This window comes from Virgibacillus sp. W0430, from assembly GCF_051846935.1.
Classification (GTDB): domain Bacteria; phylum Bacillota; class Bacilli; order Bacillales; family Amphibacillaceae; genus JBPYCR01.
Window position 1 is genome coordinate 1 of the sequence record NZ_JBPYCS010000011.1, and the last position, 19,399, is coordinate 19,399.

Genomic DNA, 19,399 nt, shown 5'->3' on the forward strand with positions numbered 1-19,399 from the left:
CATATGTCTTTTACAACGAGCATAGAGAATTAATTGAAGCTTTACAAACAAAAGACATTGAAATAGTTGATAAAAGTGTAAGAAAACATATAGAGTATGTAGAAGAACAATTAATTGCGGAACATTAAAAAACAGAAAATCAAAATATGTTTAAATGCAATGAAGTATAGTCTAATATATTAGTAGAGGTGATAAAATGAATAATTTAAATTATATTAATGGAGAATGGGTAGGAAAAGACTTAACGCAATTTCCCGTATACAATCCTGCAAATGGAGAGCTAGTTGCTGAAGTTCCAAAAGGAGGAAGATCAGAAGCTTTGCAAGCAGTGGAAGCGGCTTCAGCTGCCTTTGAAGATTGGGCTAACGAGACTGCGTATGAGCGTGCAAGATGTTTACGGAACTTTTTTAATTTAATGATTGAAAATGTGGATGAGCTAGCAGAAATTATGACAAAGGAAATGGGAAAGCCTTTCGCAGAAGCAAAGGGTGAGGTTCATTATGCTGCCAATTATTTAGAATGGTACGCAGAGCAAGGGAAGCGCATTTATGGTGAAACGATTCCTACGCATGATGCAAATAAACGATTACAAGTGTGGAAGAAACCAGTAGGTGTAGTAGCTGCAATTACGCCGTGGAATTTTCCAGCTGCTATGCTAACGCGTAAAATGGGTCCAGCACTTGCTGCAGGTTGTACAGTTGTTATTAAGCCATCAAGTGAAACACCATTAACAGCTATTAAACTTGTTGAGTTAGCAGAAAAAGCAGGTTTCCCTAAAGGTGTTATTAATATTGTTACAGGGTCATCCCGAGAAATTGGAGATGTATTCCTAACAGATGATCGTGTAAGAAAGGTTACTTTCACTGGTTCTACTGAGGTTGGTAAAAAGCTTATGGAGCAAGGTTCAAGTACGGTTAAAAAGCTATCTCTTGAATTAGGTGGTCATGCACCAATCATTATTTACAACGACGCGGATATTGATAAGGCTGTCAATGGAGCCATTGCATCTAAATTTAGAAATGCAGGTCAAACGTGTGTATGCGGAAACCGAATTTATGTTCAATCTGCTATTTATGATCAGTTTGTCGAGGCTTTTGCAGCGCGCGTGAAGGAATTACAAGTCGGTAATGGTATGGAAGAAGGCACTGATATTGGCCCATTAATTAATGAAGCTGGTCTTGAAAAAGTAGATGAACATGTACAGGACGCAGTTAAAAATGGCGGTGCTGTTGTTGTAGGGGGAGAGCGTATAGGAGAAAAGGGTAGCTTTTATGCACCAACAGTCGTAAAAGACGCAAATCCGTCCATGCTTATTATGCGTGAAGAAACGTTTGGTCCGGTTGCTCCAGTTCAAAAATTTGAAACGGAAGAGGAAGTAATAAAATTAGCAAATGATACGCCTTATGGACTAGCTGCATATGTATTTACTGAAAGTGTATCCCGAGGAACAAGAACGATTGAAAAGTTAGATTTTGGAATCGTCGGTTGGAATGATGGAGCACCTTCAGCAGTTCAAGCACCATTTGGAGGAATGAAAGAGAGCGGTCTTGGTAGAGAAGGAGGTCACCAAGGAATTGATGACTTCTTAGAGATGCAATATGTTTCGATTGGACTTTAAAAAATGTCATTGTACTAAAATAAAAACGGAGTTTCGGATTAGTGTGTGGAAAATGAGGAAAGATTTTCGACAACAGTGAATGGAGGATGCGAGACTCCAGCGAGGGAAAAGAGAACGGTGAGATTCGACATAGCGTAGCACGAGAGAACTCACCACTCTCCCACGCTAAGCGAGTATTTTCCATGAGCGGAAATGTTAGAGAGTTTTTCCTTATTCAATATTTTCCGAATACCAATAAAAATAAAACAAAGGAGCGAATTGTTCTTTAAAATATTGCTCCTTTTGTTGTTATCTTAACAATACATACTATACATAATTAATGGAGGAAAAGATGAAAAATTATAAAATTGCACTTATTCCAGGAGACGGTATTGGGCCGGAAGTTGTAGCAGAAGGTGTTAAAGTATTACAGGCTATTGAACGTATGGATGATGAAGTGTCATTTACATTTCAAGATTTTCCTTGGGGCTGTGAATATTACTTAGAACATGGAAAAATGATGGATGAAGATGGGATAGAAAAGCTAAAAGCATTCGATGCCATTTATTTAGGAGCAGTAGGCTATCCTGGAGTCCCTGATCATATATCGCTTTGGGATTTATTATTAAAAATTAGAAAAGAATTTGATTTATATGTAAATTTACGCCCAATAACGTTATTAAACGATAGCTTAACACCTTTAAAAAATAAGACGAAAAAGGATATTGACTTTTTAGTTATCCGTGAAAATAGTGAAGGGGAATACGCTGGTGCAGGTGATTGGTTATTTAAAGGAAAACCAGAAGAAGTCGTTTTACAGACGGGAGTCTTTTCGCGTAAAGGAACAGAGCGTATTATTCGCTATGCATATGAAGAAGCTAGAAAACAGAAAAAAACATTAACGAGTATTAGTAAAGGCAATGCATTAAATTATTCGATGGTATTTTGGGATGAAGTATTTGAAGAAGTCGGTAAGGAATATCCGGATGTAGAGACATATTCCTATTTGGTTGATGCAGCGAGCTTATATTTTGTATCGGATCCGGAGCGATTTGAAATTGTTGTTACATCCAATTTATTTGGAGATATTTTGACGGATATCGGTGCTGCAATTACAGGTGGAATGGGACTCGCAACAGGAGCAAATGTCAATCCTGAAAAGGAATTCCCTTCAATGTTTGAGCCTGTACATGGATCGGCACCTGATATTTCTGGTAAAGAAATCTCCAATCCATTAGCTGCAATTTGGTCCGTTAGTCAAATGATGGACTTTTTTGAAGAAAAGCAATGGGGAGCAGCAATCCTGGATGCGATAAAACAAATATTAGAGGAAACAGAGCAGCTTACACCTGATCTAGGAGGAGAAGCATCTACACCGGAATTAGGAGACCGATTTGTCGAAATTTTAACGGACATTGCTAAAACAAAAGGGATTACGAAATAATATTTAATCGATTCAAATGAATTCAACCGAAATTAATTGAACGAGATACCAGTCAATAAAAAGTAATTTAAACCTTTTCAAATTATTTACTTACGTTTATGATCAAAAGAAGTCGATTCTTCTCCATTTTAAGATGGATGAACGCGATTTCTTTTTTTCGGTTCTTTGTCAAAAGACGTTGGTGATGTATTTTATGTCGAGGAATACCTAATAATGAAGTAGAACAAAAACATGAAAGCTTGCGCTGACTTGCACTACGGCCTCCACTTCTGTAACCCCTCTATCCGAGTCGCTACAGTGAGCTTCGGACTTGTGCTATTTCCGCAGATGTGTCGACTTTTCGTTCCAGTCAGCTTAAAGAGGGCTAATATAGTTTTCGACGACTTTTATTCTAAAGGGAGATTCATTTTCTATTAGAAAATAAAAATGACGTTCGTGAATTTCCTTCACATTTCCCTACCAAAAAGTAATGTGATTTTTCTTCACCAACGTCGTATATTGTACAACCTATTTTTACATCTACTGAAAGGCAATATACTATCAGAAAAGCCGCTTTATATGATTTAAGTTAATTCACGTGATATAATGCATTCGTATAGTAGAAAAAATTGGTACGTATATTTAAAGGAGGATACCATTTTGGCACATTTGCATATTACGGCATGGGTGTTAGCAGTTATACTCGTATTTATCGTTTCAGCTTTTTATGGACAAGAAAAGACGAAGCAAGGAAAAATTTTACACATGATTTTGCGTCTTGATTATTTATTAATCCTTTACTCAGGCGGTAGCTTACTTGGAACCTATATTGCTAACGGCGTCAGCGGGGGAATGCTTGGCGAAGTTATTGTTAAAGTAATTGCTGGACTGTGGGCTATCGTTGCAATGGAAATGATCGGTGTTAAAACGAAGAAAAGTAAGCCTGTAAAAAGCTGGTGGATTCAATTTGCGATTGCTGCGATCATTGCTATTGGATTAGGGTTCGGTCGGTTACCATTAGGGATACTCCCTTAATTCTGTTTGATAACCAAAGCCATCCGACGAAAGCACGCTCGTATAGAGGTGCTCGTACGGATGGCTTTTCTATGTATGAGTATCCGACTAAATTATGAAGGATTTCCAACAAAATGAGTTTCGCTGTTGCCAATAGCTTAAGAACTGTATAATAGAAGAGACATAAAAGATGTTTTGGAGGAAATCGTATGAAAAAAATATTGCTTATTACGGCAGCGCTCGTTATTTTGCTCACTCCGTTAAATAAAGTAGCAAATGCAGAATCTCACCCCCAAGAAGGGCTGCAAGAGCAAATAATATACCAAATTTTAATTGACCGTTTTAATAATGGGAGTCGTACACTATCAGCTGAAGACGACGTTGATAATCCATATGCTTATCAAGGTGGAGATTTAAAAGGTATTACGATGAAACTAGATGATATTAAAAAGCTAGGCTTCACGACCATTTCACTTTCACCGATAATGAAAAATGCTCCAAACGGTTATCACGGGTATTGGGTTGAAGACTTTTTTGCACTAGAAGAGCAATTCGGTACGATGGAGGATTTACAGCAGCTAATTGAGGAAGCGCATAAACGAGGAATTAAAGTAGTTGTAGAACTTGTATTAAATTATGCAGCACAAAGCCATCCATTAGTTTCAGATGCCTCAAAAAAAGACTGGATTAAAGAAGTGGAGATAGAACAGACACCTGCTACAGGTTGGCTAGAAAGTAGTGTCCAATTAAATCAGGAAAACCCTGAAGTAGTCTCCTATCTCCTTGAGGTAGCCGATTACTGGATGCAGGAAACAAAAATAGACGGTTTTAAGTTGCATGCAGCCGATCAAGCAACACCGGCATTTTTAGAAGCTCTTACTGCGCACATTAAAAAGCAAAATCCTGAATTTTATTTACTTGCAGGTGTATTAGAGGAATCATCAGATATAACTTCTCTACGGGAGAATAAGCAAATTGATGCGGTAGAGAATTATTACGTCTTTAATACACTTAACGACATATTAATTCAAGCAGATGAGCCAATCGCCGATATCTATAATAGTTGGGAAAAAGAGCGAAGCGAAAAGGACCTTTTGTTTGTGGATACGTGGAACACGGCGCGGTTTTCCAATAACTTTGCAGAAACTGGGCGCAATGCTTTAACGACATGGAAACTCGCTTTAACTTATTTATATACTGCACAAGGGATTCCAGTTCTATTACAAGGGTCTGAATTGCCGATGTATGGTCCAAGCTTTCTTGAGAGCCAGCAAATGGTGCAATTTCAAAATAGTGATCCAGATTTAGCCGAATTTCATGAGCGTATCTCAGCAATCCGCAAGCAATTTCCTGCATTATCTTACGGAGAATATTCTCAAATTGCCACGAATGAAGGGATGAGTGTTTTTAAACGCTCGTATCAAGGCGAAGAAATATATATCGCTTTAAACAACGACAGTGAATCTCGGACGGCATCAATAACAGGTATCGATGCCGATAAGCAATTAAGAGGATTACTTGGCGATAATCTCGTTCGTGATAATGGAGAAGGTGAATTTAAAATAGGCCTTCCACGAGAAACGGCAGAAGTATTTATGGTTGAACCAAATGAAGGCTTTAATTGGGGTCTGATCATCTTTGTTTTCGGCGTATTTGTACTGTTTATAATTGCTGTTGTTCTTTTAAGTAAAAAAGATAAACAGCGTCAAAAATAAAGATCGTTCGTTTATATATTAAATTAGTTTAATTCGAACCGATGTATTTGTGTTCGCAACAAATAGAGCGCTTTTCTGTTGTATTTACTTTAAATGAAATTTAAAAGCTATCCTACAATTAAAACAAATAAATTTAGGATAGCTTTTTTGTATGACACGTATGCTTTATCGTATAGGTTGGGCAACAAACAAATTGCTTACACGAACGGACTGCTGTGCATATATACTACGTAAAAACTGCAATCACGGTAAGCATTCTAACATGCATTCGTCTATTTATATGAATTATTCAAAAAGAAAAGTGCTAATGTACCAGGACCAGAGTGGGCGCCGATAACGGAACCGACCATTTCCACAATAATCTCCCTAGGAGCAAATCTTTCTTTAATCATATCGGCTAGCTCGTTTGCTCTTTTAAGGTCATCTCCGTGACTAATCCCAATTGTTTGATTTTCAAAATCAACTCCGCGCGCTTCCATTAAATCAAGCATGCGATTTAATACCTTTTTAGAGCCTCTAATTTTCTCAAGTGGGACAAGCTTGCCATCCTCTACATGAAGTAATGGTTTGATTTTCAATAATGTACCGACAAATGCAGCAGTTTTACTAACTCGCCCACCACGATATAAATATTCTAAGTCATCAACGGTAAAAATATGCTCCATATGGTTTGCGTGATACGTGGCCATTTCGATAATATCTTTAACCGATGCGCCTTCCTGAGCCATCTTAGCCGCCCGAAGCACCACGAGTCCGTATCCAATGGACGCACACTTCGTATCGATAATATGTATTGGTGCATTCGGATGTGTTTCTTTAATTTCTTGTTCAATCATTTTAGCGGTTTGGTATGTTCCTGAAAGCTCGGATGAGAAAGCTAAATAAATTAAAGGTTTATTCGCTTCAGCATATGGCATAAACATGGAGCGAAACGCACCCATTGAAACTTGAGAAGTTTTTGTACTATTACCTTCACGCATTGCATCGTAAACCGTTTTTGGTGTAATTTCAATACCGTCTTTATAATCTTTTTCTTGTAAATGTACAGTTAATGGTATCATTTTAATGTCTAACGCATTATAATAGGTTTCGGTTAAATCACAGGCTGAATCAGCTAAAATGGTTACTTTCATTTTATTCACCTTCATCTTATAATTTATATTGAATATTTGTAATACTTTTAGTTTAAAGCTATTCACCTAGTTAGTCAAAATTAATTGCAGCTTGTAAAGGAAAGTTTATATAAAGGGGTGGTCAATAATGTTTTTAATGGAAACAAAACGAATTGTAGTCGTTATACTTGGCGGCATATTAAATGCGATAGCACTTAACTTTTTCTTAATTAAAGCAAATGTATATGCAGGCGGCTTTACTGGTGTTGCGCAGCTTGTATCTAGTGTTTTTCAAGATTTTTTAGGTATTGGCATCGGTACAGGTATCCTTTTACTCATACTGAACATTCCTGTTGCCTTACTCGGTTGGTTTAAGGTTGGAAAGGGATTTACAATTTATAGCATTATTTCTGTTGTCGTAACGACTGTATTTCTTGAAGTACTTCCAGTAATTACCGTTTCGGACGATATTATTTTGAATGCAGTAGCTGGTGGGGTAATTGCGGGTATTGGTGTAGGCTTCACATTAAAATGGGGGGCATCAACGGGTGGCATGGATATTATTGCCATGATTTTATCTCGAATGCAAGATAAGCCGATCGGTGTTTATTTTTTAACGTTAAATGGGGTCATTATTGCGTTTGCGGGTATTTTATATGAGCCGGAAAACGCGCTTTATACAATGCTTACCTTATATATAACGACACGAGTTATTGATGCCATTCATACGCGTCATGAAAAGGTAACAGCAATGATTATTACTAGAAAAGCAGATGAGCTTCAGGCAGCGATTCATAAAAAAATGGTACGGGGCATTACAATTGTCCCAGCAAAAGGTGCTTATTCTAAAGAGGATAAAAATATGATGTTTTTAGTTATTACGCGTTATGAATTGTATGATTTAGAGCAAATAATTAATGAAACGGATCCAGAAGCTTTTACAAATGTAGTACAAACAACTGGAATTTTTGGGTTTTTTCGACGCGATCATTAAATTACTTTATCGATTATGGGGGTGTGAGCGATGCTTTCGATAAACAATATTTTTTGTGTAGGCAGAAACTACGCTTTACATGCAAAAGAGTTAGGAAACAAGGTACCTTTAACACCATTACTGTTTACAAAGCCGACACATGCACTTGTTAAGGCAAATGGTCAAAAAGTTGTACTACCTTCGAAAGCAGGAGATATTCATCACGAGATAGAATTTGTTATTCATATTGGTTTTTCAAATCGAAAAAGTAATCGATTATTTTACGTTAGGAATTGACTTTACGCTACGTGATGTCCAAAGTACATTAAAACAAGAAGGAAAGCCGTGGCTGCTTGCAAAAGGATTTCCTAACTCGGCTCTTATCGGTGAATTTTTGCCAGTGGTATCGATTGATGAATTACAAGAAACTGAATTTTCTTTGGTGAAAAATGGTTCTGTTGTACAAACAGGCAAGCTAACACAAATGCTATTTAATTTATCAACGATTATAACGTATACGAAGCAACATTTTGGGCTTGGAGCTGGTGACATAATTTATACGGGTACGCCAGCTGGCGTTGATAAAGTTCAAAATGGGGACTACTTACAATTGTTTTGGGGGAAGAGGCTCGTCGGCGCTTGCTACATTACGATTTAATTAGGAATTCGTATTTAAAAAAGCTTGATTGAGAGGGCAGTAAAAATTTTCACTTAGTAGCTAAAGTACACATTACTAAAAAGTGTAAATAACGAAGAAGCCAGGTAGCTGTCATGTGCAAAAGACAACGATCCTGACTTCTTTTTTACTATTAGTGATTATTTTAGCCTCTTTTAGAGGGACGTATAGATACGTTAATAGCCACGCTTTTCCATGACAGCAATGACTTTTTCTGTCAAACCTTCCCATTCTGCATCAAACTGTTTATTTACGGTAATGAAGTTTTGATAACCAAATACGTTATCAACGCCTTCCAGCTGCATGAGTTCATTCATGATTTCATGCTCACTTGTATCTCCAGGCATAACTGAGATACTGTTTGTACCTTCAAATATTAGTTTGTCGCTCGTGAACTTAATGGCATTTGGGTTTGGTGTGTTTTCTGCTCGTACTCCCATAATTCAGCATCCTCCTTCATTCAAACTGTCTACTTTTATCATACCATATTGTAAATGGTTTTACATTTGAGAACAAGAGCATGATTAAGTCAAGTGTTTGTGGGTGTTATTTTAAGAAGTTAAAAAACCTCTCTTTGTATTCGTTAATTTTAGTATTGATTCCTACCGACCGCAGAGGAGGCTGAAGCCGTGCCCGCGGAAAGCATCCACCTGCAGTGAAAATCAACGGTGTTATTCATGTGTATATCGTTCGAAGTAAAATTGATCACATATTATCTAGTTAGATTCGTGCATCTGTTCCCCCACAAACATTTTACTCATACCAAGAGCATGATTAAGTCAAATGTTTGTAAGTGGCTATTTAGAAGGTTGAAAAACAGCGTTTTGTATCGATTATTTTATTTTTAAAATACGGTTCGGGTACCGCCGTTGCCATATGCTTCGCTTTCTGTGGGCAATGCCTCAACTAATTTAGGAAGTTTTACCAAATTCCTAAATGGATTTTCGTCAATTGCTTTTCCCACTAGAGTCTGCGCAAATGTCAACGGCTATTGGCGTATGAAGTGGTAGTTTGTTAGAGCTTCTCATAAAATTAAAAATATGTACTATATAGTATTTGTACAATATATGACGTTGGGCAAGAAAAATCACATTACTTTTTGGTAGGGAAATGTGAAGCCACGAACGTCATTTTTATCTTCTAATAGAAAACAAGTGAATTTCCCCGTCGAATAGAAGTCGCTGAAAACCATATCCATGAAGGGAATCACTTGTCGATTCGTTGGTACAGAAACTTCCCAAATTATAAGAATCGAATCATGCTTTCTTTCAAGCGGAAACCTGTAGAAACAAAATACAATACACAACATAAAGAAACACACCTCCAATGCAAATGAAACAGCATTGACGTGTGTGTAATAAGGCGATTAGTCCTCTTTAAACTGACTGGAACGAAAAATCGACGAACTCCTGCGGAAATAGCACGCTTCAGAAGATCACTGTAGCGACTCGGATAGAGGAGCTATAGAAGCTGAGGCCGTGCCTGCGGAAAGCCTGTCGGATGTAGTGCAAGTCAGCGAAATCAGAACGCAAGCTTTCATGTTTAGTTCTACTTCATTATTAGGTATTCCTCAACTTAAAAAACACCAACGCCATTTGACAAAGAACTTATTTAATTAGCATACGAACGGTTCTTTTGACCGTCCGTATGCATTTAGACTTGCATACTTATAAATCCGTTTCATTTTTTAAAAAATGAGTAGGCAATTACATTCTGATGCAAGTCGGCATCTTCCATAGGAGTCGTTAAAGCTAGCTATTATTGTAGCTGATTGTTTTGCTTCAATTGTTGCTCTAATTCCTGTAGCTGCTGTTTCTCTTCTGGTGTAGCATCGTTATATGCTGCCTGAATAGCTTGTTGTGCTGCTTGTTTTTCATTTTCGCTAGCGCCACCTTGCATATTCGTTATATTCATTAATGCGTCACGTGCTTGTTGAAAAAGATTTTTTTCCAACTAAAACCCTCCTATTGTGCTGTTTTTTACTTCTTCTCGTTTACGCTCTGCATCTGTAAAGCGTTCTCGATAAGGAAATTGTTCTTCGTGCTTCTTTGCAGCATCCGTAATATTCTGGCTTAAGCGTCTGGATTTACTCTGTTTCCCCATTACGCTACCTCCTTGTTATTTAAATCGTCAAATAGAAAAAGGAGTGAACACTTTATTAGCGTTCACTCCTAGTATGGTTCATACCATTTAAATTATTGTAGGAAATTGCCGGCAATTTTTTATAAAACCTTTTCTTTAATTTTTAAATAGCTTTCAAGGAAAAGACTTACTCCATGTTCTTCATTGGAAACAGTAACGTGCTTTGCGATTGATTTTAATTCATCAATAGCATTTCCCATTGCTACGCCAATACCTGCATAGTCAATCATTTCCAAGTCATTATTTTCATCCCCAAATGCAATTATTCTTTCTTGTGGGATATCATAATATTGAGCAATGCTTTTAAGACCTTCTGCTTTATTAATTCCTTTTTTTACTACTTCAATCATATGCCATGGCGGCCCCCATTGACGATGTTCAATAACCTCAGCGTGGTTTTCACTAAAATGGTTTCTGAGCTCATGCATACTTTTTGTATCTGGATGAATTAAAAGTGATGTAGGATTTTCTTTTAATTTGTTTTTTATGTTTCCTATTGTGAAAGGCGCTCGTGCATTTAAATTTGCTTGAAAAACATTTACGATTTGTTCATCAAATTTATCTAAATATACGCTTTCTTGCACTTCAGCTAAAATGTTTTTCGTATTTAGTTCATAGCAAATATCAACGATTTCCATTGCTGTACGATTTTCTAAAGGGGTATGCTTTGCTTTCCAACTTCTATCTTTAGGATTAAATATAAGTGCACCATTGAAGTTAACCATTGGAGTAACCAATCCGAGTTGCTGGTAATATTGTATGCTTGTGCGGTTTGATCTACCGGTGGCGATTACAACGATGTGGCCCATTTCGATTGCTCTGAGGATCGTTTGTCTTGATTGAGGACTAATTTCTTTTTTGTCTGTCAGGAGAGTTCCGTCTAAATCCAATGCGATTAAATGTTTTTTACTTCTCATTTGCTTCACCTCGTATGAATATAGTGTATAAGTGATTGCACGAGAAGTAAAGTGCATTTTAGATGTAGATTAGGAAATTTACGTAGGAGTTACTTCGAATATAGGTTTGTATGAGTAAAATGGTTGTGGGGGAACAGATGCACGAATCTAACTAGATAATATGTGATCAATTTTACTTCGAACGATATACACATGAATAACACCGTTGATTTTCACTGCAGGTGGATGCTTTCCGCGGGCACGGCTTCAGCCTCCACGGAAAGCGTAGTGTATATCTACTGCGGTCGGTAGGAATCAATACTAAAATTAACGAATATAAAGAGAGGTTTTTTAACTTCTTAAAATAACACTCACAAATACTTGACTCAATATATAGGTTTTTTCTATTTTGCAAACGAGTATAAAAGTACTATGATAATATAGAAGGTAAAAATAATTAAGGAGTTTTACTAAATGGTACGAATAATTTCCGAACAGTTAAATAATATACCTTGTCTCATTGTAGCTAAGGATAAAAAAGTTAACACGCCACTGCCGACTATTTTATACTTTCACGGTTATACAAGTGCAAAAGAGCATAATTTGCCACTTGCTTACTTATTAGCTGAAAAAGGCTTCCGTGTCGTTCTTCCAGACAGTATGCATCATGGTGCGAGAAATGCCGATTTATCAACCTCAGAGCTTGAACTCGCTTTTTGGGATATTGTTATACAAAACATTAAAGACATCGCTGCATTAAATGAGGCACTGAATCAAAAAAGGCTTATACTTAATAATCGAATTGGGTTGGCAGGAACGAGTATGGGAGGCATAACGGCATCGAGTGCTCTAACTAAATATTCATGGATTAAAACGGCCGTTGTACTAATGGGGACGCCTAAAATTACTGCGTACGCAGAAGAGCTCGTACACGATTATAAAGACCACCTTCCGATATCCGAACAAATGCTTACCCAATTGTACGAAACGTTGAGCGACTATGATTTATCTAAGCAGCTCCCATTACTCAATAATCGTCCGCTTTTATTTTGGCACGGAGAGAAAGACGATGTTATTCCGTTTGAACAAGCACACTCCTTCTATATGGAAGCAGTTAATCATTACGATGATAAAAAATTAATTCAATTTATTGGAGAGAAAAACCGCGATCATAAGGTGAGTAGACTAGCGATATTAGAAACAGTAAAGTGGTTTCAGGCACATTTATAAAACAAATACTGCTTTACACACAATATACGTACTAGAACAATTTATTTTAAAAAGAGTAGAAATATGTTTTAATATAGGTAAGAGAACATAGAAGGAGGTATGTGCTATGGATGAGGCTCTAAAAGAAAACATTATGGGCGCACTTGAAAATGTTATCGATCCAGAGCTTGGTATTGATATCGTTAATATGGGCTTAATTTATGATGTTGATTTAAATGCTGAAGGACTATGTACAGTGACAATGACATTAACATCAATGGGATGTCCATTGGCTGGTCATATTGAACAAGACGTACGTCGTGTACTTTCAGATATTCCCGAGATTAAAGAAATTGAAGTAAATATTGTCTGGGATCCACCGTGGGGCAAGGATAAAATGTCACGATACGCTAAAATTGCTTTAGGTATTCCAGATTAACAGTGTAACAACAGGTTGGTTCATCATAATGGATCGACCTTTTTTGTACAATTTTATACAGTTGTAGCATGTCGAAATTAGATGAAGTAAACTGTTTAACCGACTATTATAAGCGAGGTAGACAATGTCGCAAAATAAGCACATCCCTATCGTTCAAATTGTAGGTTACAAAAGTTCTGGAAAAACTGCTTTGCTTACAGCAATTATACGTTATTTATCGGAAAAAAATATTCAAGTAGGAACAATTAAACACCATGGTCATGGGGGAGAACCAGAATTTGTAACGCAAACGGATAGCTTTTCTCATATTGAAGCAGGTGCACAATTAGGCGGCGTGCAAGGAGATACGCAATTACAGCTCATTTTTAATCGAGGAAAAGGAATGTCGCTTGATGAGCTCCTTCGGTTATATTTCCTTTTCCCACTAGATGTCATTTTAATTGAAGGGTACAAGCAAGCAAATTACCCGAAAATTGTTTTAGTACGAAATGAGAAGGATTTACTTTTATTGGAAACATTAACAAATATTATCGGAGTGGGTGCGAGGGAAAAACAGATCTTAAAAAAAGCACGTGATTTTCAAGGTATTAATTTAAACAATATCCTCTCAGAAATGCACTTATTGGAACAATTAATTTGGAAAGCTTAAGGATTGATACGATGAGTAAAAATTATTGGATAACAGATAAACCATTACAAATACAAACGTGTGTAGATCAAGTAGTTCGACCGGAAGCAGGTGCAATTTGTACGTTTACCGGAATTGCACGCGAGTTCACGAAAGGGAAACGCACGCTTCATTTAGAGTATCAGTCGTATGTACCAATGGCTGAAAAGAAACTTGCTCAAATTGGGGAAGAAATTAAAGCGAAATGGAAGGAAGCCGAAGTTGCGATTGCCCACCGAATAGGTCGACTTGAAATATCAGAAATAGCTGTTGTTATTGCCGTTTCTACGCCCCATCGACAAGATGCATTTGCGGCAAGTCGATATGCGATTGAGCGAATTAAAGAAATTGTCCCAATTTGGAAAAAAGAACATTGGGAAGATGGCACGGAATGGATAGGAGATCAAAAAGAACAAACCTCATATAAGGAACGAATGCCGGAAAAGGAGGAGATGACGGATGGTTGATGTATTGTTTTTTGCTGAGCTGCAAGAAGAAGCAGGAAGTGAAAAGATCACAGTAGATGCGGTTGGACTAACTGTGAAAGAATTAATAGCCACTCATTTGGCTGTTTATAATTTCAAAAATATTCAGCAAGCAATGATTGCGATTAATGAAGAATATAGCAATGAACAAGCAGTCCTTTCAGATGGCGATGTGGTTGCCTTTATTCCACCAGTAAGTGGTGGATAACTCAAAAATACGAAGTGTATGCGTTCGACTGTAATGGCCAACGGAAAGTTATTGGAGAAAAAAGCAAGCCCATATCCTCTTACCTGACCTTCATTACGAAAGGACGGAAGAGAATATGGGTGCAGTGTATAAAAGCTTCTTGTACAATGTACAATTAATTTATATTAAAACTGTGATTTTAAATAAACAAGATGACGAGAATACCGACAATAAAACAGTAATAAGAAAAGTACTTTAAATTTCCGTTTGCCATAATGTGCATAAACCATTTTAATGAGTAAAATGTCGCTATAATCGTAGCTATAAATGCAAGTAAGTAAGGGATAGCTAACGCACTAAAGTTTGGATCTTTAACGATGTCCTCTATCGATAAAATAGTTACTCCGAGACTTACAGGTATGTAAAGTAAAAATGAGAAACGTAAAGCCGTTTCTTGCTTCATTCCGACTAGCATAGAAGCAACAATTGTAGCGCCTGAACGACTAATACCTGGTATAAGTGCAACCGATTGAGCGAGACCAACAATAAGTGCATCCTTCACATTTAAATCGCCATCCGATTTCCTCCCTCGTAAGTTTCGAATAATCCAAAGTGCTGCACCAGTAATAAGTAACGTAAACCCAACAAATATAGCTGCACTTAGACGACTACTTATATAGTCTTCAAGTAACAATCCAATTATCCCTGTTGGTATCGTTGCAATGACCAAATACATAATAAAATGAAAATCGCTTTTTGCATGTGCATCCCTCTTTAGAATATAACGAATCCCATTTACAGTTAAACGAATAATGTCTTTCCGATAAACGAGAAAAACAGCTATTAGGGAACCAAAATTCACGAGTATTTCAAAGGAAAGTCCATGGATGTTTATCCCAAATAGTTCACGTAAAATAACGAGATGTCCGCTTGAGGAAATTGGAATTGGCTCTGTAAATCCTTGAACAAAACCTAAAAAGATATATTTCAGTAAAAGTAACAGCTCGGAAATCATGTTCAAGAAAATCGCTCCTTTTTCAAATATTCATCTTTTTTTATCGTCTAGTACAAGTCACCATCCTTCATCTAGTTGAATAACCTAACTGGTGAGGAGGTTAATTTAGATGAAAAAGGTTCACAATCATAAACAACATATGTACGATATGTGTAAAAATCACATGCATGCTTACGTCCTTGCTGAAATGGAGGATGGAAGCAAAGTAGACGGAATTATTACTGGTTTGGATAATGAGTATGTTTACATGGCGGTTCCAATTTCAGAGTATGAGCATGCATATACAGACGAATCTACACAATCTCATCAAAGACAATATGGAGGCTATCCGGGGTATGGGTATCCAGGATACGGAACGCCATATTATGGCTTACCTGGTTATGGATATGGATACCGCCCGAGGAGACGATTCAGAAGATTCGTTTTTCCGTTAGCTGCTCTTGCCGCCTTAAGTATTTTACCATGGTATTAAATGTTTTCTAAAAAAGAAACCCTTGCCTAATGATTCATGCACTGGCAAGGGTTACGTTCTTCTGGTGCCACAAATTGGCCAATTCATTGTTAGACGTATTGTAAATAAGGAAAAGACAAGATATTAATTATCCTCTTGATTTTTTAATAAACCGTCTCCCAATACGAAAATTATAATCGCCATGATCGCAGCAAGTATGAGAGAGTCACTTACACTAAACGGCTCACTAGCCATACTGCTCAATACATAGGATACAACACCGCTAATCAATACGGCCCAAAAAACGGTCATAATATATCGCATGTCGCAAAACACCTCGTTTATTTTTCATTATTTGTTATAAGCATAAGTATGTCCTTATATAGTTTATCAAAAGCACGTCTAAAATAAAAGCGATATTTTTTGTTTATTGTACATCATTATGATTTGTTCAACGTTTGTTCTTAAATTGAAAAAGGAGTGAATGCTATGTTTGTTTTTGTAAACAATTGCTTTCATTGGGTTGGATTTCATATTGTATCCTATTTGCTGGAGGAAGGATGGAAGGTTGACGGGAGAAGTTGCAGCAATGATAAGACAACGGATCATTTTCACATGTTTTTAGGACGGAACACGAACTTCTCACTCGTTGAACCTGATACGGCGCAGGACACATATGATGTTGCTTTTACCGTAGATACATCTATAAGTAAAATTTCATGTGAGCGTCATTTTGTATTATGTGATAAACAGGTAAAAAAAACAGCTATACGAAATTATACGAAGCAATATACATTTATACAATTACCAACATTATTTGGAGAATGGATGCCTATGACGGAAGAAGGTATTCATACTAATCACGCATTTATCCCGTATAGTTCCAACAAATTTATAAAAGAAGCAGTTTATATCGAACGATTTGTCGGAAGTTTGGTACAATTAATGCATGCAACTTCTTTACCTGAACAAATTTTTATTAAATCTAGAAATAGTAAAGATGCTACTGAAAAAATTGAAAAGTCGATTTATCTTTATGACAATATGAGCGTAGAAGAAGTTGAAAGAGTACAAAAACACTATACGCGCTATTACGAAACGTATCAAGCCGTCTTGTCAAAGTGAGGTGTAATCGTGTGTCGGACTTTTAAAGCAATACTATTTTTCACAGTACTATTCGTATGGACAGGCTGTAGCTTTAATTCAAAAGAGAATGAAATACATAAAGTAGGCATGTTAGTAGAAGGTATTGCACAAAATAATGAATGGGATCAAACAGGATATATCGGGCTCGTACAAATTGGAGACCGATACAATGTTGATGTTTTTTATCGTGATCAAGTTACTACCGAAGCAGATGTAATAAAAGCAGTAGATGAACTCGTAAATCGTGGTGTTAATCTTATATATGGCCATAGTAGTACGTATGGTAAGTATTTTGCTACAATTGCTTCATATTATCCGGACGTTCACTTCATTTATTTTAACGGAGACTATACACGAAAAAATGTAACGAGTATAAATATTGATTCGCATGCAATGGGATTCTTTGCAGGTATGGTGGCCGGTAAAATGACTACTACGAAGACAGTTGGAGTAATTGCTGCACATGAATGGCAAACAGAAGTTGAAGGTTTTTTTGAAGGTGTAAAGTATGAAGATGGAAATGTAAATGTTCATATAAACTATGTAAATGATTGGCATGATAAAGTAACTGCTACTTCTATGTATGAACGAATGCTTGGGAAAAATACAGATGTATTTTATCCAGCAGGCGATAGTTTTAGTACGGAAATTGTTCAAAAGGCAACTAATAACAGAAAGTATGCAATAGGTTATGTTACGGATCAGTCTTCCATTGATCAGTCGAAGGTACTGACGAGCACCATTCATCATGCAGACCGACTTTATTTGATAACAGCACATATGTTTCAAATGGGGGAACTGAAAGGTGAAAAGCTGACATTTGATTTTCAAGATGAGGTTATTTCCTTAGGGGCATTTAGCGATCAAGTTCCAAACAGCTTCATCGAAAAAGTAGAAGAAGCTGTACAAATATATCAAGATACCGGACTTTTACCGAATGAGCAATAATGTAACGAACCGTTACTAAGCGTATGTATATTGCACACAATAGCGTATGGAAGACAAGAGACTCTAGTTGGAAAAGCAACAGTCGAAAAATCGGCTTAGGTAGTTGGATAAAATTCTCGAAATAGTTGAGGCGTTGTCCATAGAAAGCGTAGTAATTAGGAACGGCGGTAACCGCATGATATTTAATTACAATATTACAAAAAGGGTGTTTTTCAAGGTTGTAAAATAACCATCCCTAAATAAGTGACTCAACCTAAGCGTTTTTTTTGCTTGCAACGGTTAAAAATTTACATTAAAATTAGTACCAAGTCATAACATTTGATAGTAATAATTAAATTAACTAAGGGGTTGGATATATGGGTGCAGGCATTTTAGGGGTAGGACATTACGCTCCGGATAAAATAGTAACGAATAAAGACTTGGAAAAAATAGTTGATACAACGGATGAATGGATTACTTCTAGAACGGGAATTGAAGAGCGTCGAATTGCTGGAGATAACGAAAATTCATCTGATATGGCTTTCTTTGCTGCTCAAAGTGCATTGAAGGATGCGAATATAAATGCGAAAGATATTGATTTAATTTTAGTTGCTACGGTAACACCTGACACACCGTTTCCATCTGTAGCATGTATGCTTCAAGACCGATTAGGTGCACAACATGCAGCTGCAATGGATGTAAGTGCAGCTTGCACGGGTTTTGTTTATGGACTCGTTACAGCACAACAATTTATTGAAGCAAAAACATACAAGCATGTTTTAGTAGTTGGTGTTGATAAATTGTCTAAAATAACAGATTGGACAGATCGTAACACATGTGTCTTACTTGGCGATGGTGCAGGTGCAGTTGTTGTTGGAGAGGTTTCAGAAGGGAAAGGCATTCTTTCTCATGAACTAGGTGCTAACGGTGCTGGAGGAAGAGAGCTGTACCAAAATGAAAATGACCATCTCGTTATGAACGGGAGAGAGGTTTTCAAATTTGCTGTCCGACAGATGCCAGAATCATCTGTAAACGTCGTAGAAAAAATTGGATTAAAAAAAGAGGATGTCGACTATTTAATTCCACACCAAGCAAATATTCGCATTATGGAAGCCGCTCGAGAACGGCTCGGCATCGCGGAAGAGAAAATGGCAAAAACGATTAAAAAATATGGCAACAATTCATCCGCTTCGATACCGATTGCTCTATCTGAGTCGGTAAAGCAAGGTAAAATAAAAGAAAATGATTTAATTGTGTTGGTAGGATTTGGTGGCGGTTTAACATGGGGTGCAGCCGCAATTCGCTGGGGAAAATAAGCAATCGCC

At 37.0% G+C, this 19,399-nt stretch carries 21 protein-coding genes and 1 pseudogene; 15 read left to right on the top strand and 7 right to left on the bottom strand.

Annotated features, from left to right (window positions below):
• The first annotated feature begins 196 nt into the window (after positions 1-196).
• From ACLIBH_RS07610 to ACLIBH_RS07625, 4 genes are all read left to right on the top strand, one after another.
• The gene (locus ACLIBH_RS07610; RefSeq protein ID WP_439316107.1) at positions 197-1,618 is read left to right on the top strand and encodes an NAD-dependent succinate-semialdehyde dehydrogenase; all 1,422 of its coding nucleotides are present in this window, start codon (positions 197-199) and stop codon (positions 1,616-1,618) included.
• A gap of 331 nt (positions 1,619-1,949) precedes the next feature.
• Entirely contained in the window at positions 1,950-3,041 is a 1,092-nt protein-coding gene (locus ACLIBH_RS07615) for a tartrate dehydrogenase (RefSeq protein ID WP_439316108.1), read from the top strand.
• Between the two features lie 639 nt (positions 3,042-3,680).
• Positions 3,681-4,055 (top strand): YisL family protein, encoded by a 375-nt coding sequence (locus ACLIBH_RS07620; protein WP_439316109.1) that lies wholly within the window; start codon positions 3,681-3,683, stop codon positions 4,053-4,055.
• A 188-nt stretch (positions 4,056-4,243) separates the two neighbouring features.
• On the top strand, positions 4,244-5,749 hold the full coding sequence (locus ACLIBH_RS07625) for an alpha-amylase family glycosyl hydrolase (RefSeq protein WP_439316110.1): 1,506 nt from the start codon (positions 4,244-4,246) through the stop codon (positions 5,747-5,749).
• Between the two features lie 272 nt (positions 5,750-6,021).
• Here ACLIBH_RS07625 and ACLIBH_RS07630 read toward each other — a convergent pair whose 3' ends face one another.
• Complete coding sequence (locus ACLIBH_RS07630; RefSeq protein WP_439316111.1) at positions 6,022-6,882, bottom strand: DegV family protein; 861 nt, start codon at positions 6,880-6,882, stop codon at positions 6,022-6,024.
• A gap of 127 nt (positions 6,883-7,009) precedes the next feature.
• Here ACLIBH_RS07630 and ACLIBH_RS07635 point away from each other — a divergent pair, with 127 nt between their 5' ends.
• Both ACLIBH_RS07635 and ACLIBH_RS07640 read left to right on the top strand, forming a co-directional pair.
• The gene (locus ACLIBH_RS07635; RefSeq protein WP_439316112.1) at positions 7,010-7,855 is read left to right on the top strand and encodes a YitT family protein; all 846 of its coding nucleotides are present in this window, start codon (positions 7,010-7,012) and stop codon (positions 7,853-7,855) included.
• Between the two features lie 30 nt (positions 7,856-7,885).
• Positions 7,886-8,492: pseudogene (locus tag ACLIBH_RS07640) on the top strand (fumarylacetoacetate hydrolase family protein).
• A 194-nt stretch (positions 8,493-8,686) separates the two neighbouring features.
• On the opposite strand, the gene ACLIBH_RS07645 reads toward ACLIBH_RS07640, so the two are convergent.
• The 4 genes from ACLIBH_RS07645 to ACLIBH_RS07660 all read right to left on the bottom strand — a co-directional run bounded on the left by ACLIBH_RS07645 (position 8,687) and on the right by ACLIBH_RS07660 (position 11,569).
• Positions 8,687-8,950, bottom strand: coding sequence for a NifU N-terminal domain-containing protein (locus tag ACLIBH_RS07645; protein WP_439316113.1), 264 nt, complete (start codon positions 8,948-8,950; stop codon positions 8,687-8,689).
• 1,318 nt (positions 8,951-10,268) lie between these two features.
• Positions 10,269-10,463 carry a DUF3813 family protein gene (locus ACLIBH_RS07650; RefSeq protein ID WP_439316114.1) on the bottom strand — a complete coding sequence of 65 codons (195 nt, stop codon included), beginning with the start codon at positions 10,461-10,463 and terminating at the stop codon, positions 10,269-10,271.
• A complete protein-coding gene (locus ACLIBH_RS07655) occupies positions 10,464-10,613 on the bottom strand; it encodes a hypothetical protein (protein WP_439316115.1) in 150 nt (49 codons plus the stop codon). It lies immediately after the preceding gene.
• A gap of 119 nt (positions 10,614-10,732) precedes the next feature.
• A complete protein-coding gene (locus ACLIBH_RS07660; RefSeq protein WP_439316116.1) occupies positions 10,733-11,569 on the bottom strand; it encodes a Cof-type HAD-IIB family hydrolase in 837 nt (278 codons plus the stop codon).
• 453 nt (positions 11,570-12,022) lie between these two features.
• Between ACLIBH_RS07660 and yjfP the strand changes: the two genes are divergently transcribed.
• The 5 genes from yjfP to moaD all read left to right on the top strand — a co-directional run bounded on the left by yjfP (position 12,023) and on the right by moaD (position 14,556).
• The gene (gene yjfP / locus ACLIBH_RS07665; protein ID WP_439316117.1) at positions 12,023-12,778 is read left to right on the top strand and encodes an esterase; all 756 of its coding nucleotides are present in this window, start codon (positions 12,023-12,025) and stop codon (positions 12,776-12,778) included.
• 106 nt (positions 12,779-12,884) lie between these two features.
• Positions 12,885-13,196 (top strand): metal-sulfur cluster assembly factor, encoded by a 312-nt coding sequence (locus tag ACLIBH_RS07670; protein ID WP_439316118.1) that lies wholly within the window; start codon positions 12,885-12,887, stop codon positions 13,194-13,196.
• Between the two features lie 124 nt (positions 13,197-13,320).
• The gene (gene mobB, locus ACLIBH_RS07675; RefSeq protein ID WP_439316119.1) at positions 13,321-13,845 is read left to right on the top strand and encodes a molybdopterin-guanine dinucleotide biosynthesis protein B; all 525 of its coding nucleotides are present in this window, start codon (positions 13,321-13,323) and stop codon (positions 13,843-13,845) included.
• Between the two features lie 11 nt (positions 13,846-13,856).
• Entirely contained in the window at positions 13,857-14,330 is a 474-nt protein-coding gene (locus tag ACLIBH_RS07680; protein WP_439316120.1) for a molybdenum cofactor biosynthesis protein MoaE, read from the top strand.
• A complete protein-coding gene (moaD, locus tag ACLIBH_RS07685; protein ID WP_439316121.1) occupies positions 14,323-14,556 on the top strand; it encodes a molybdopterin converting factor subunit 1 in 234 nt (77 codons plus the stop codon). The genes ACLIBH_RS07680 and moaD overlap by 8 nt, the downstream gene beginning before the upstream one ends.
• Before the next feature lie 178 nt (positions 14,557-14,734).
• Here the strand turns inward: moaD and ACLIBH_RS07690 are convergent, their stop codons facing one another.
• On the bottom strand, positions 14,735-15,547 hold the full coding sequence (locus ACLIBH_RS07690; protein WP_439316187.1) for an undecaprenyl-diphosphate phosphatase: 813 nt from the start codon (positions 15,545-15,547) through the stop codon (positions 14,735-14,737).
• Positions 15,548-15,659: 112 nt separating this feature from the next.
• Here ACLIBH_RS07690 and ACLIBH_RS07695 point away from each other — a divergent pair, with 112 nt between their 5' ends.
• Positions 15,660-16,022, top strand: a complete 363-nt coding sequence (locus ACLIBH_RS07695) for a hypothetical protein (protein WP_439316122.1) — start codon at positions 15,660-15,662, stop codon at positions 16,020-16,022.
• 123 nt (positions 16,023-16,145) lie between these two features.
• Here ACLIBH_RS07695 and ACLIBH_RS07700 read toward each other — a convergent pair whose 3' ends face one another.
• The gene (locus ACLIBH_RS07700) at positions 16,146-16,325 is read right to left on the bottom strand and encodes a DUF2929 family protein (RefSeq protein ID WP_439316123.1); all 180 of its coding nucleotides are present in this window, start codon (positions 16,323-16,325) and stop codon (positions 16,146-16,148) included.
• Positions 16,326-16,490: 165 nt separating this feature from the next.
• Between ACLIBH_RS07700 and ACLIBH_RS07705 the strand changes: the two genes are divergently transcribed.
• The 3 genes from ACLIBH_RS07705 to ACLIBH_RS07715 all read left to right on the top strand — a co-directional run bounded on the left by ACLIBH_RS07705 (position 16,491) and on the right by ACLIBH_RS07715 (position 19,390).
• Positions 16,491-17,126: a hypothetical protein gene (locus ACLIBH_RS07705; protein ID WP_439316124.1), complete on the top strand. Its 636-nt coding sequence runs from the start codon at positions 16,491-16,493 to the stop codon at positions 17,124-17,126.
• A 9-nt stretch (positions 17,127-17,135) separates the two neighbouring features.
• On the top strand, positions 17,136-18,095 hold the full coding sequence (locus ACLIBH_RS07710; protein ID WP_439316125.1) for a BMP family ABC transporter substrate-binding protein: 960 nt from the start codon (positions 17,136-17,138) through the stop codon (positions 18,093-18,095).
• 356 nt (positions 18,096-18,451) lie between these two features.
• The gene (locus tag ACLIBH_RS07715) at positions 18,452-19,390 is read left to right on the top strand and encodes a beta-ketoacyl-ACP synthase III (protein WP_439316126.1); all 939 of its coding nucleotides are present in this window, start codon (positions 18,452-18,454) and stop codon (positions 19,388-19,390) included.
• The last annotated feature ends 9 nt before the right edge of the window (positions 19,391-19,399 follow it).